This window comes from Roseateles albus (assembly GCF_028595345.1).
Taxonomy (GTDB): domain Bacteria; phylum Pseudomonadota; class Gammaproteobacteria; order Burkholderiales; family Burkholderiaceae_C; genus Paucibacter_A; species Paucibacter_A albus.
Genome location: NZ_JAQQXT010000009.1, coordinates 1 through 14,941, shown reverse-complemented (window position 1 = coordinate 14,941; position 14,941 = coordinate 1). Strand labels below are relative to the sequence as shown.

Here is a 14,941-nt window from a genome sequence, read left to right as displayed (position 1 = left end):
TCAGCGCCAGGGTTCGACCGATTCGGTAGCTTGGTTTGTGCGTTTTTGCAGCAGCAGTTGCTGCTGGCCGGCTTGTGCCGAGCCGGCCAGCCTCGGCACAGAAGCCACTTCAGGTCTGCCTACGACAACGCCATTTACGCCCGTGCGACACCCGACGACTCCATTGTGGTCCCTTCGGAGTTCAGACATCAGTTACTCGTTTAGACTCGCTCACACTGATCCTTGGCACAAATGCGACAGTCATGCTTGTCCACTCTGCATTTGAAAAGAAGCAATTCATGCCTGGACGCCGAAACATGCTACTCGCGCTGGCCGCTGGCTCATTCGGTGCCAAGCCGTCAATACTAGCGGCTGAAACTCCAGCGAAGCAGCAGCAAGCACTGATCTTCCTCACCACGGAATACCCTCCCTATATGAGCGAATCGCTGGTCGAGGGTGGCCCAGCGGTGGCAATAACCCGCGCGGCACTGGCACGCGCGGGGTTTGCGATGAGCGTGGATTACCGCCCCTGGGCGCGCGTGTTGGCCGAAGCACAGCGTGGGCTTTGCGACGGTATTGTTGGATCCTGGCTTGATCCTAAACGGGAAGCTTATCTGGCCTATTCCGAGCCGCTGGGTATTGCCAACCGTATCGGTTTCATGGCCCGCGCTGGCAGCTCGCTTGAGGTCAGTGATCTTGGTAAATTGACGACGCTTCACATCGGCACGGTGCGCGGCTATGTCAACCCGCCTGCCTTTGAGCTGGCTCATCTGCAGCGCGACGAGGCGCTCAACGATTTGGGTAATTTGCGCAAATTGCTGGCAGGCCGGATCGACCTGGCCTTGATCGACAAGGGCGTGGCTTTTCGGCTGCTGAAAACAACGCTGCGGAGCGCGGCCAAACAGTTGGTGTGGCTGGAACCAGCCTTGACCGAGATGCCACTCCATGCGGCGCTGACGCGCACAAGCACGGACTTCTCTAGCCGACTGGCTTTGTTCAACAAAAGCCTGGCCGAGATGAAGGCCAGCGGCGAATTGGCTGCAGTGATCAAGCAAACGGCAGACTGGTTATGACTGCTTTCTGGCGATCCACTAAGCAGAGCCGTAGATAGCCAGTAAGCCGCCCTTGACCAAAACAGTCGGCGAACCCAAAGTCAGCTTTGCGGCGCCTGTTCGAACTGTCGGACTGACGCTGGCCCGGACATTTCGAAGGCACTGACTGCGTGGCAATTCCGTGCCCAAAGCTGAAGTTCAACGAACCTCAGCACCAGGGCGTCTGTACTCGCTGGCTTTTGGCGGCCGAGCGACCGCTGCCGCCGGCACCAGACATTGAACAGCTTGCGGTCCGAATGACCGTGGCACCTCACTTACCAGCCGTTCGGCAGCGTTCGGGCGTAGGGCAGGCCGGGGTGCGGTGTCGGCCGGCGGCGCCGCAAACAGGCGGCTAATTGACCGTGCCGCGCCCATGGCAACCGACACGGTTGGTCAATCTGGTCTGAGGTTGGAGCCAACTCCGGATTGCAAGCGCACCTTGGGCACAGCATATCCCTCGTGAGCCAGCAGCTGTACCAAATTGGGGTGGGCGCCGAGCACGCATCGCAGTTCCTGCAGCGCCAAGTCTTGGATCGCGCCGTTCCGTGTGTGGCGCGCAAAGCCCAGTTTGTTCAGCGCGCAGTAGGCCATCTGCCGGGGGTCGTTGATGATCGACGCGCATTCCCAGGCGCGTTGGTAGAACTCTGCCTCATCAGGGCGCAGCCCCAACCATGCGATGTGATACGCGTAGCGTTCAAAAGCGGCACGTGCCTTTGGGCCTGACAGCCACAGCTCACCGAGGAAGATCAGGTCGTAGGCCGAGTTGTCGGGCAGGTCAAATCGCAGTCGATAGCTGAGCGACAACGCGTGCCATTCAATCGCCGCCTCCAGGTGCTGGGTGCTCTCACTGGCGCCGTCGGGCGTCCGCGTGGCGGCCAGTGCTGACAGCCGCTGATAGGCGTAGGCTAGATTGGCGCAAATGTTCTGCGCCCGCTCATGAAGATGCGCTGCCAGGCACATGAACAAGGCCCCATGCCCGAGGCGTTCCATGGCATGCAGGTGCGCCGCCCAGGCTGCAGTATCCGCCGTGCGTACATGCGCCTCCAGCCAGCGCCGCTCACACAGCATCAGCAAGTTCCATCGGTCTGCGAAGCCGCAGGGACTTGCCTCGCCGGGCATCGGCATCTGCGCGGTACCGACCCCATGGGCTGCATCCAGGATTTCTTGGAAATGCAGCGCGGGCGAGCGCGAGTAGTGCAGGCGCATGCGTGACACATGCGCCATCGAACTCACCACCGAATCGGCCAGCGTGTGCCTGCCGGATGTCAACGCTACCGCTGCGTCAAGGCACCGCTCGGCGGTATCAAAGTCCCGCAGGTTGGCAAACAGATCGGCGCGCTTGAGCTCGCGCAAGGCCAACATCTTGCGGCTGGCGCCCTCCCAGGCCGTGGGCGAATCCAGTGCCTCCAGGGCCAGCGCCGTGTTGCCATCCCACTGCTGCGCCATGGCCTGCTGCATCTGCATGGCCACGATCACGGCTTGGTGATGGCTCTCGGGCGCAGCGAGCGTGGGCAGCCAGTCGACACCTGATGAACTGGGCGCCGCCCCCTGCTGCTCCTGCCCCCCTCGCTGCACCAACGCGTCGCCGGGTTGCGGCGTCCAGCCCCAGGGGCCGGCCGTCTTGTGAGCGGGTTCGCAAACAAAGCGGGCGTCGAAGTCCTCGCCCATGCCTTGCGACGCAAACAGCGCCCGCAAGCCATCAACCAGCCGCTGCACCTGTTTGGCGTGCAAGGGCACGGCGCCGCGCCCAAAACGCTGCAGCGCCTGTTCCAGGTCCGCCCGCGTCAGGCGCCGCCCTGCCCGGCTGCTGCTCTGGACCAGCAACTGCAGAAAAGCACACAGCCACTGCTGCCGCGGTTGAACTGTCACCCCATCCAGCCACGCGCGATTGTTCCGAGCGTCGATCTCGATCTGCATTGTTGGCTCCTCTCCCTGGACCGGGGCGGAGTATGGGCCGGGCGCTGTGAAGTGTCAAAACTGTCAGGGGTGTCTGCAGAACGGACGGGTAAGGTCAACGCCGTTACGCACGTTTGCTTACAAAGGTGCTGCCAAAATGTTGATGACTGAAATCGCTACCACCCATAGGTGGCAGCGTGCGATATGGGGGGAAGAAGAATGTCCGTCAGAGATTCCATAATAGATACGGCCTATTCTTACGACCTGAATCTGGCTGTCCAGGCGGCGCGGCTTTCCGATATCGCCTATCTCAGCGACCCGGTAAGCTCGCAACAGACCACCTTGGTATCGGCGCTCGCTGCTATGGATTGGGTGCCGATCTCCAAATGGGGGCTCGACGCCGCTGGCGGCATGTTCTCTTCAGGCGGCCCAGGCGCCACGAGCTCGACGGCATATGCCTTCGCCGCCAAACATCTGGACGGCAGCAATGGAGTTACCTATGCCTTCACGCTGCGAGGCTCTGACAACGAGGTGAACGACTGGCTCCACAACAACCTGGCGCAGTACGGGTTCAGTAACTACTACGAATCGCTACGCGACGTCCTTGTTGGGCTGCTGCAGGATGCCGCCGCCGACAAAGCCAGCGGCAAGGACGTCCGGATTGTTCTGGCAGGGCACAGCCTGGGTGGCGCCGCAGCCCAGGCTGCGCTATTGGATCTATTCATCGCCCCAGATCGCGGCATATGGAACATGCCTGGGGACGATGTACCGCTGAAGGCGGGCGACAGAATCTGGAAAGACGCTGGTCTGGTGGGCGTAAATGCTGCAGCGCTGCTCCCCTTCGTCAGTGCTTTTACGTTTGGTGCACCGAGCATCCTGACCGACCCGCAAAAGCCCACCAGTACTGAAATCGTTGCCGAGCTTGCGTTGGCTGGGTACCAGGTGGTCCTGTCAGGGGGTACTTCGCTGCCAATGACGCTCGTTGATCTCGTTCAATGGGTGATCAAGGAGGGAATTTCATCCACGATGATCAATCCCTTGCTGCAGAACTGGAGCAGTTCCGAGCGGGACTTTGATATTGCCCCTCGACTGTTTCAGTTCGAGCACTCGGATACCGGCTTCTCAACGATCCTGAACCCGTTCGCGAGCGACCCCGTCTCCAACATCGGCAGTGCGGATCTGGGCACCGTGCTCAATATCGACATCAAGGGTGTCCCCGTCGGTGGCGTGTTGGTGCATGACCGATACGCTACCATTACCGACTCAACCACGGGCAAACTTCCGACGCTGACCATGCATGGCATGGGCAATTATTTGGAGTCGATGCTGCGGCTGATCACCGACGCGCCACTGACGCTCAATGAAACCGCCGCCGACTCCCCCGTGCTGCTGCGTGCCGTCACCGGCGACGCGACCAACAACCTGATCTCCGGCATTGGTGGTGCGGTCCTGTCGGGTGGCGGCGGCAACGACGTGATCGTGGCGACTTCAGGGAATCAACTGGTGGACGGGGGCACAGGCCGCGATGCGCTGGTGGTGAAGCCCATTGCCAACGCACCGATTGCATTGGGCGGCCCTAACGGGGAACAGCGGGACACGATCTACTTCGTCTCCGATGGCCTGGGATCGGTACGCCTTGGTGACATCGTCGATGGCGGCGATGACTTGAATCTCGTCTTCTCCGGCTCGTGGGGCGAACGGTCTGTCACGTTGAAGGACTGGCTGGCGCCGACGCAAGCCTATCGACCGGCCGCCTTGGTCATGGTGAGCGAGGGGCAGTCGCAAACCTGGAACTTCACGAGCGTGGAGGATGCTCTGCCACTGGTGATTGACGGCACGGAGGGCAACGATTCGTACATCCTGGGGACCTCGGCGGGCGACGCCATGCACGGCGGCGCCGGGAACGATGTGATGTGGGGCCGCAATGGCAACGACACGCTTGATGGCGGCACTGGAAACGACGAGTTGTATGGCGGGGCTAACTTCGACCAACTGCATGGCGGCGACAACAACGACTTGCTCAATGGCGGCACCGATGGGATCCAGGACCTCGTCTTCGGCGAGGCCGGCGACGACACGCTGGAAAGCTTTGACGGTGTCGATTCGCTGGACGGCGGAACCGGAAATGACGTGTTCCGGATCCAGGCGACGAACATCTTTGCGCCCACGCGGGTCGCATTGGTTGCGGATGCCTCTGGGACGGACTCGATCGAAGTCTTGGCCAATGCTGCTGACCGTCTCAAGCTGCTGTTCGTCAAGGACGGAGCCAACCTTGACATCCTGATCAGGAACACCGCCGGGCAGGTTTTGCAGGAGGTCCGCCTCAGCGGCATGGCAACCGCGGCAAGTCAAGTCGAGTCGTTCGGTCTGAACTTGAATGGCACCCAGCACAACTACGACCTCGTCGCGGCATGGAGCGCCAGCCAGGCCACCGGCAGCACGGACGGCTCGACCGCCTACCGCGGGTCTACGACCAACGGCACCTACAACGGCGACGGGGATGATGACATTACCGGCACGCCAGGCAACGACATCATTTATGGCGGCGGCGGAAACGACAGAATCAATGGGGCAGGCGGCGTCGATCAGTTGTTTGGAGACAGCGGCAACGACACGATCACGATCACCAATGGCAGCGTGGACGGGGGCACGGGCAACGACACAGTGACCGTCACGGCGATCAAACCGGGAGTCGGGACGTACTACAACACCCGCTGGTCGAGAGACGGCAGTGGGATAGACGACACCGCCGCTGCCGTGAAGCCGGACTCAAGCAATGCGGACGTGGCGTCATTCCTGTCGGCAGCGAATACGGCTTACTTGCAGTACTTCGAGGCCAACTTCTTGGTGTGGCGCACGCAGTTGGACGTCAAGAACGTCGAGAACTGGAACGTTTTAGTCGGCAGTTCGACCAAAGACCTGCTGATCGTTCACGGCACGGGCACCAAGTACGACGGCGGTGCTGACGTCGACACGTTGTACGCTGACTGGAGTGGCGCGATGTCGGCCATCGACTGGGTCAATAACGCCGGGGCCGCGCAGGTGGTCAACGGCATCACGGTGAGCAACGTCGAGCGCATGCTCGTCACGACCGGCTCGGGCAACGACGTGATCGACAACTCTGCCGCGACCGTGGGGAACACAAATGACTACCTCAATGCCGGGGCGGGTGACGACAACATCAATGGGGGGACTGGAACAGACACCATCTTCGGGGGTGCCGGCAACGACACCATCAAACTCACCAGCGGCACGGTGGACGGTGGGGCAGACAACGACACTATCACCATCACCAATGGCAGCGTGGACGGGGGGTCGGGCAACGACACGGTGACCCTCACAGCGATCAATCCGGGAGTCGGGACGTACTACAACACCCGCTGGTCGATAGACGGCAGTGGGATATACGACACCGCCGCTGCCGTGAAGCCGGACTCAAGCAATGCGGACGTGGCGTCATTCCTGTCGGCAGCGAATACGGCTTGCTTGCAGTACTTCGACGCCAACTTCTTGGTTTGGCGCACGCAGTTGGACGTCAAGAACGTCGAGAACTGGAGCGTATTGGTCGGCAGTTCAACCAGAGACCTGCTGATCGTCCACGGCACGGGCACGCAGTACGACGGCGACGCTGGCGCCGACACGCTGTATGCCGACTGGAGCGGCGCGACGACGGCGATCAACTGGGTCAACAACGCCGGGACCGCACAGACGGTCAACGGCGTGCGCGTGAGCAACGTCGAGCGATTGCTGATCACCACTGGATCAGGCAACGACGTGATCGACAACTCGGCAGTGGCCGTGGGGACCACCGATGACTACATCAATGCCGGGGCGGGTGACGACAACATCAATGGGGGGACTGGAACGGACACCATCTTCGGAGGTGCCGGTAACGACATTATCAAACTCACCAGCGGCGCGGTAGACGGGGGTGCGGATGACGACACGATCACCATCACGAGCGGCAGTGTGGACGGGGGCACGGGCAACGACACGGTGAACCTCACGTCGATCACGGCGGGAGTCGGGGTGTACTACAACACTCGCTGGTCGAGTGATGGCAGTGGGGCTTACAACTCCGCCGCTGCGGTGACGCCGGACTCGAGTAATGCGGACGTGACGTCATTTCTGGTGGTGGCGAAGACGGCTTACCTGCAGTACTGCGCCAGCGAAAGCGCTAAATGGATCACGCAGTTGGACGTCAAGAACGTCGAGAACTGGAGCGTATTGGTCGGCAGTTCAACCAGAGACCTGCTGATCATCCACGGCACGGGCACGCAGTACGACGGCGGCGCTGGCGCCGACACGCTGTATGCCGACTGGAGCGGCGCGACGAAGGCGATCAACTGGGTCAACAACGCCGGGGCCGCACAGACGGTTAACGGCGTGCGCGTGAGCAACGTCGAGCGATTGCTGATCACCACTGGATCAGGCAACGACGTGATCGACAACTCGGCAGTGGCCGTGGGGACCACCGATGACTACATCAATGCCGGGGCGGATGACGACAACATCAATGGGGGGACTGGGACAGACACCATCTTCGGGGGTGCCGGCAACGACACCATCAAACTCACTAGCGGCACGGTGGACGGTGGGGCAGACAACGACACGATCACAATCACCACCGGCAACGTGGACGGGGGGGCGGGCAACGACACGGTGACCCTCACAGCGATCAATCCGGGTGTCGGGACCACCTACCAAACCCGCTGGTCGCGTGACGGCGGTGGCGTAGACAACACCGCCACTGCCGTCATGCCGGACGCAAGCTATGCGGACGTGACCTCATTACTGTCGGCGACGACGACAGCTTACCTGCAGTACTACGACAACAACCACGGAAGATGGACCACGCAGTTGGACATCAAGAACGTCGAGAACTGGAGCGTATTGGTCGGCAGTTCAACCAAAGACCTGCTGATCGTTCACGGCACGGGCACCAAGTACGACGGCGGCGCTGACGTCGACACGTTGTACGCCGACTGGAGTGGTGCAACGTCGGCCATCAACTGGGTCAATAACGCCGGGGCCGCGCAGGTGGTCAACGGCGTGACGGTAAGCAACGTCGAGCGCATGCTCGTCACGACCGGCTCAGGCAACGACGTGATCGACAACTCTGCAGCGGCCGTGGGGAACACAAATGACTACATCAATGCCGGGGCGGGTGACGACAACATCAATGGGGGGACTGGAACAGACACCATCTTCGGGGGTGCCGGCAACGACACCATCAAACTCACCAGCGGCACGGCGGACGGTGGGGCAGACAACGACACGATCACCATCACCAATGGCAGCGTGGACGGGGGGTCGGGCAACGACACGGTGACCCTCACAGCGATCAATCCAGGTGTCGGGACCACCTACCAAACCCGCTGGTCGCGTGACGGCGGTGGCGTAGACAACACCGCCACTGCCGTCATGCCGGACGCAAGCTACGCGGACGTGACCTCATTACTGTCGGCGACGACGACAGCTTACCTGCAGTACTACGACAACAACCACGGAAGATGGACCACGCAGTTGGACATCAAGAACGTCGAGAACTGGAGCGTATTGGTCGGCAGTTCAACCAAAGACCTGCTGATCGTTCACGGCACGGGCACCAAGTACGACGGCGGCGCTGACGTCGACACGTTGTACGCTGACTGGAGTGGTGCGACGTCGGCCATCAACTGGGTCAATAAAGCAGGGGCCGCACAGGTGGTCAACGGCGTGACGGTGAGCAACGTCGAGCGCATGCTCGTCATGACCGGTTCAGGCAACGACGTGATCGACAACTCGGCAGCGGCCGCGGGTGCGATGAACGACTACATCCACGGTGGCGCAGGCAACGACACCCTCAACGGCGGCGCTGGCAACGACACCCTGCTAGGCGGCACCGGCAACGACACCTACGTCATCGACACCGCCGGCGACACGGTCACCGAGTTGCTCAACGAAGGCACCGATACCGTCCAGTCCAGCAGCAGCTATACGCTGACCGCCAACGTCGAGAACCTCACCCTCACCGGCACAGCCGCCCTCAATGGCACTGGCAACGCACTGAACAACATCCTCATCGGCAACTCCGCGGCCAATACCTTGACCGGTGGCCTCGGAGACGATGTACTGAATGGCGGAGCGGGCAATGACACCTTGCTCGGCGGCGCAGGCAACGACAGCTATGTGGTCGACTCAGCCGGGGACAACATCACTGAGTTGCTCAACGAAGGCAGTGACACCGTCCAGTCCAGCATCACCTACTCCCTCGGCACCAACATTGAAAATCTCACCCTTACCGGGTTGACGGCGATCAACGCGACCGGCAATGCTGCGGCCAATGTGCTGGTGGGCAACGCTGCGAACAACACGCTGACCGGTGGCGCCGCGGCCGACACCTTGACAGGCGGCGCGGGCGCCGACCATTTTGCTGACACGGGTGCAAACCTGCAGCAGGACCGCATCACCGACCTCGGCTTCAACGATTTCATCGATGTTTCTGGCGTGCGATTCAGCGCCTTGCGCTACAACAAGGCAACCGGTGTGTTGGACCTGGACACGGCCGGCAATGGAACGTTCGCGACGCATCTGAACCTCGCCACCGGCTTGGTGGGCGAGTTCATCGCCACGGCCAGCGCAGCGGGCCAAGCCGCGTCGACGCAAGTGCGGCTGATGCTTGACAGCGACGACGATGGGGTAGGCGACTTCCACGACAACGCGATCTTTGTGGCTAACGCTGATCAGCGTGACACGGATGGGGACGGGTACGGCAATATCGTTGACGCCGACCTGAACCAAGACATGATGGTCGATTTCTTCGACCTGTCGATGCTGGACAGCGTGTTCTACACGGAAGACCCAGACGCGGATCTGAATGGAGACGGGCTGGTGGACTTCTTCGATCTGTCGATGCTGGACGACTTGTTCGGCAAGGCGCCAGGGCCGTCATTCATCGACCAGCCTCCCGGCGGACCGGACGCGACCTCAAGCACCGCGGTCAGCATCGACGGCATCAGCCGAATCGCGCTGCCTGTTGAGGGTCCACACATTAGTAAAGCTAGTGTCGATGAGTTTGACTTTGACCTGTTCCAAGTGAGCAGTTTCCAGAAGGGGTGGCACTATGGCGCTGCCTTGCGAGACTCGGCATCGCGATATGACCCAATCGAAAGTCACTACTTCGAAACAAGCCAGCAGATTTCGCTGCCGGAGCAATCCAGTGCAAACTGGCCTGCAGACAGTATCAAGTTCAGCGCTTGGAGTTCCGATTCGGTCGCAGAGCATGCTTCAAATCACCACGTCAAGTTGGATTCATGGGAATTGGAGCTGGTCGGTGTGCGCGCCGCTCATTTCAACGGCCACTTCGAAGCATTGGCATGAATGGCGGAGCAAGCCCACCAATCGGTTGATCACCCCGGTAGTTGACCGTCAACGAAGGCATTCACTCCGCGCCTTCGATTTGCCTTGGCTATCACGCTAGCCATCCATCAAAGCCCAAGAATCTGTCGATCAATCAATGTTCCCTGAAAGCATTCCTCATGGAGTCAGTCAGCGGCTGTAACAAATAGTCCATGGCCGTTCGAGCTTTGGTTTGGATAAACACAACCGCTGGCATGCCCGGCGATAAACGAGCGGGCATGGCGGCCTCGGAATCGGGGTCGACGCTCACTTGCACGACGTAGTGTGGCATCGGCATGCCGTTCACGTTCTCAATGATCGTGTCCGCCGAGACGTAGCTCACTCGCCCCGCTAACAAGGGCGTTGTGCGTTGCTTGAATGCCGTTATTTGAACGTCAACATGTTGGCCGGGAACCAGGTCGGCTACGTCTTCCGGCCGCATCTTGCCTTCAATCAGCAAGGTTTGCTTCTCGGGCACGATTTCCATCAGCACATCGCGTGGCCCAATCACGCCGCCAACGGTGTGAACGCGCAGGTCGACAACTTCGCCCGAGGTCGGCGCGGTGACCACTTGGCGAGCGAGTGCATTGCTCAAAGGCCGAATGCGCTCCTGCAACTCAAGAATCCGCCGATTTGAGTCTGAGTATTCGTCGGACGCACGCCTGATGTATTCATCTTGCAAGCTGCTGATTTTCAGCTCGATCTCAATCAGCTTCTGCCGCGCTCGAGCAATGTCAGCGCTGTATTCGCCACGCTTTTCATCCTTGTCGGCCAAGGCCCGCTCAAAGCCCATCAGCCGGGTTTGCTGCACAAACTCGCGTTTATGCAGATCTTGGTTGATCACCAATTCATCAACGAGTAGCTTCCGATTGACATTGGCCGCCACCATTTGCTCTTGAATGCTCTGCATCTCGGCACTGACTTGCTGCGCCTGACTACGCAGCAGCGCCGTTTGCCCAAGCCACTGCTTTCTGCGGGCAGCAAACAATTCACTCTCTGCCAACAGCAGTGACTGCAGCTTGCTGCTACGTGACGAGCGTTCACGCAACTGGCTCGCGAATTCAAGAGAGGGCCGCCGCAGCCTTTCAGCATCTGCTCGGGCACCTCGGATGCGCTCGGCATCTAGCTGATCCTGCAAACCCTCTACGGCGGCATCGGCCTGCACCTCTTCAAGCTGCAACAGTGCCTGCCCTGCTTTGACATGGTCGCCAGACTTCACCAGGATCGCACGCACAATGCCGCCCTCCAAATGTTGAACAGTCTTGCGATAGTTCTCGACCTTCACTTGCGCCGGCATGACGACAGCACCATTCAAAGGAGCCAAACCTAGCCAAAGCGCTGTGACGCCAAACAGGATGGCGATGGCCAATGCGCCGGCCCTCCCGATGCGGGCACCCTTTTGAAAGGCAGGCGAGCCATCAGCACGTTCCGAGTCCTGGTTTGATTGCCACGCTGGCGATTTTTCAGACTGGCGGCTCATTCGATGTCACCTCCACGGCTTGCCGCAGCAGAAGCCGATGGCAGTTGCAATTTCGCCAATACGGCCTCGCGCGGCCCAAAGGCCAAAACATTGCCAGACTCGAGCACCAAGACTTTGTCCGCATGCTTGACCAAAGACGGCTTGTGCGTCACAAAAATGAGCGTGGTGCCTAAGCCCTTGAGCACACGTATTGCATCGACAAGCGCTTCTTCGCCTTCCTTGTCCAGATTGGAGTTGGGCTCATCCAGTACAACGTAGCGAGGCTGTCCAAACAAGGCGCGAGCCAATCCGATGCGCTGCTTTTGTCCACCCGACAATTTCTGGCCTGTCTCGCCAATCTCGGTGTCGTAACCTTGCGGAAGCTTCAAAATCATTTCATGGGCTCCGGCGGTCTTTGCAGCCTTGACGATCGCCTCTGACGCTTGCTCCGCATAACTCATGCGAGCAATGTTCTCGGCAACGGTCCCAGAAAGCAGCTCAATCTCCTGAGGAAGGTAGCCGATATGTGGCCCTATCAAATGACTGGGCCAGTCTGCCAAGCTAGCGCCGTCAAGCCGGACCGTTCCTGACTGTGGCCGCCACAGCCCAAGCAACACCCTTACCAAGGTCGATTTGCCCGCAGCACTCGGGCCGATCACCGCCAGGCATTCGCCAGGCGCCAGCGCAAAAGACACACCCTTCAGAATGGGCGGCTGGCCAGATGCCGCTCCAAATACAACCCGATCGACTGCAAGCGCGCCGACGGGGTCCGGTAACTGCACCGCAGTTGGCGCGTCTTGCGGAAGCTTCAAGATCGCATCCAAACGCCCATATGCGGCGCGCGCCTCCACAAAGCCCTTCCAACCTCCGATCGCCAATTCCAAGGGCGCCGTCGCCTTGCCCAGCAAAATGGTCGCGGCAATCATGGTGCCGGAACTCAAATTCTGCGTGATGACCAAATACGCCCCCAAACCCAGCATGGCGGTCTGCAGCAACTGCCTGACACCTTTGGAGCTTGCCACGATGACACCGGCGCGGTCGCTTGCCCCGGCCTGCGTCGCCATCACACGGGCATTGCGGCCACTCCAGCGCGCGACAACGTTAGCCCGCATGCCCATGGCTTTGATCACCTCGGCATTGCGCAGCGCACCATCAAGATAACGCCCAGACTCGCGTGACTGCAGATTGGCCTCCTGCAGCATGGGCCGAGTTCGACGATCATCGATAAAAGTCATCAGGACCAGAATCGCCATACCCAGCAGCGCGGTCACTCCCAGCGCCCAGTGAATGACGAAAATAATCGCCAGGAAGGCGAGGCCCCAAGGCGCATCAAAAAAGGCAAATAGCCCATTACCAGTCAGGTACTGACGCAGCACGGCTACATCCCTGATCGATCCCGCATGCCGCTCACCACCGATTTGCGCAGCCCGCTCAAACAAGACGTCCATCACGCGGCTAGACAGCATCTCGTCCAATGCCAGCCCGGCCTGGACCAAAATTCTGGAGCGGAGAGTCTCGAGCCCGATGTAGACCAAATAGCCCAAGGACACACCCAGGGTCAACATGGCCAGCGTCGGCAAGCTGCGAGATGCCAAGACGCGGTCGTAGACCTGCAGCATGTACAGCGGAGACAGCAACAGCGTCAGATTGATGAACAGGCTGAACAGCCATGCATAGCGAAAAAAGAAGGCGGCGCGCTTGAGGTATGTTTTCACGTCTTAGATGTGTGAACGCCGTTCAAACCCTGGTCGATTGGGGGTATGAACGGCGCCCTAAAGGAAAAAGCCATGAACAACCAGATCGGTGCATCTAGTTTGGGGAAGCTGCCTCAGAGCTGCGTCCCCCTCGAAAAATCAAGCGCGGCGACGCGCTACAAAGCCAACAAAACCGAGACCCGCCAAAAGCATGGCCAATGTCTGCGGCTCAGGTACCGCTGTCACCACGACGTCGGCCTGGCCCATCGTCGCGGCGATGGCCTGACCCGCCTTGTTGTTGACCTTACCAATGAATGTTCCGTTAGTCAGATCAAGTGTTGCGTTACCAGCGCCAATGGCGCGCACCTTGATGGTGGCAATAGCAAAGTCATCATCAGTAGTCGCCGGGAACACACCAAAGGCAACGCCTTTCAAGGTTCCGTTGACGTTATCGATCGTGCCGACTTTATTGCCGGTGGTAAAGGTCCAGCGCGGATCAATAGTCACGCTCAACACTTGAAGCTTCGAGCTCTGAAAAGTGAAATCCAGCTTTTGCCCGCCGGTAAAGTTATCGATCGTTAGCCCACCGCTCGTTGTACCGAAGCCCAGAGCATTGACCGAAACTTCGAATTCTTGACCAACGGCCACCGAATTGAAACTCGGCTGAAGCTTGACTTCAGGCGCAGCATGCGCAGCTACGGACAGAGCGGCAAGCGAAAAACCGGCGATTATTGACTTCATCATGATTGTTTATATCCCTTGGCAAATTATGTAACGCCTCATTCCAGCGCAGCAACTCCAGCGCCGACGAAGACCCCAAATTGCACCATCTGACCGACTTGCTATCCGGGTGGCGATGGCTGACCACACGAACAATTCAATAGTTGTCACTAAACTCGCTCATGAGCCCCTCGGTCACGCGCCGAGCGGACTAACACCAACGTTACCCTCATATCCTAACTACAACACACTGCATTGCAACCCCTCAAATAAGGGGTTACATCAAGGGCCGCGGCACGAACGAAAGGCAAGATTACCCTGGGCATAGGTCATCACATCAAGCGAGGTGTAGCAAAGTTGAAATGCCATGCCCATGCTGCACACCCACCAGCGTCAATTCCAAGATATCTTCCGACACATGCTCCTCGACCAATTGCTGCGCGTCGGCGCCTTGCTTCCACGCATTCGCCACCGCGCCGTGCCCACCGTGCGGCAGATCGATGTATGAGGACCCTGGGGCCTTGCCAAACAAATCATCCAGCATCGATAGATCGAAAAAGTCCACCAGCCCGTCGCCATTCAAATCGGCATCCGGGTCCTCGGTGTAGAACACGCTGTCCAGCATCGACAGATCGAAGAAGTCCACCATCAAGTCCTGGTTGAGGTCGGCATCCACGACGTTGCCGTAACCATCGTTGTCGGTGTCTCGCTGATCGGCATTG

The 14,941-nt window shown here is 59.8% G+C and carries 7 protein-coding genes; 2 read left to right on the top strand and 5 right to left on the bottom strand.

Annotated elements, in window-relative coordinates:
• Positions 1–242: 242 nt before the first annotated feature.
• On the top strand, positions 243–1,052 hold the full coding sequence (locus PRZ03_RS14925; RefSeq protein ID WP_338109615.1) for a substrate-binding periplasmic protein: 810 nt from the start codon (positions 243–245) through the stop codon (positions 1,050–1,052).
• Positions 1,053–1,463: 411 nt separating this feature from the next.
• Here PRZ03_RS14925 and PRZ03_RS14920 read toward each other — a convergent pair whose 3' ends face one another.
• On the bottom strand, positions 1,464–2,987 hold the full coding sequence (locus PRZ03_RS14920) for a hypothetical protein (protein ID WP_273601042.1): 1,524 nt from the start codon (positions 2,985–2,987) through the stop codon (positions 1,464–1,466).
• Positions 2,988–3,185: 198 nt separating this feature from the next.
• On the opposite strand from PRZ03_RS14920, the gene PRZ03_RS14915 reads away from it, so the two are divergent.
• Entirely contained in the window at positions 3,186–10,328 is a 7,143-nt protein-coding gene (locus tag PRZ03_RS14915; RefSeq protein ID WP_273601041.1) for a beta strand repeat-containing protein, read from the top strand.
• 133 nt (positions 10,329–10,461) lie between these two features.
• On the opposite strand, the gene PRZ03_RS14910 is transcribed toward PRZ03_RS14915, so the two are convergent.
• The 4 genes from PRZ03_RS14910 to PRZ03_RS14895 all read right to left on the bottom strand — a co-directional run.
• Complete coding sequence (locus tag PRZ03_RS14910; RefSeq protein WP_273601040.1) at positions 10,462–11,826, bottom strand: HlyD family type I secretion periplasmic adaptor subunit; 1,365 nt, start codon at positions 11,824–11,826, stop codon at positions 10,462–10,464.
• A complete protein-coding gene (locus tag PRZ03_RS14905; protein WP_273601039.1) occupies positions 11,823–13,520 on the bottom strand; it encodes a type I secretion system permease/ATPase in 1,698 nt (565 codons plus the stop codon). The genes PRZ03_RS14910 and PRZ03_RS14905 overlap by 4 nt, the downstream gene beginning before the upstream one ends.
• A 138-nt stretch (positions 13,521–13,658) precedes the next feature.
• The gene (locus PRZ03_RS14900; RefSeq protein ID WP_273601038.1) at positions 13,659–14,243 is read right to left on the bottom strand and encodes an FxDxF family PEP-CTERM protein; all 585 of its coding nucleotides are present in this window, start codon (positions 14,241–14,243) and stop codon (positions 13,659–13,661) included.
• A 313-nt stretch (positions 14,244–14,556) separates the two neighbouring features.
• Positions 14,557–14,941, bottom strand: a 385-nt coding sequence (locus PRZ03_RS14895; protein WP_273601037.1) for a hypothetical protein, incomplete at its 5' end; no start/stop codon positions are given.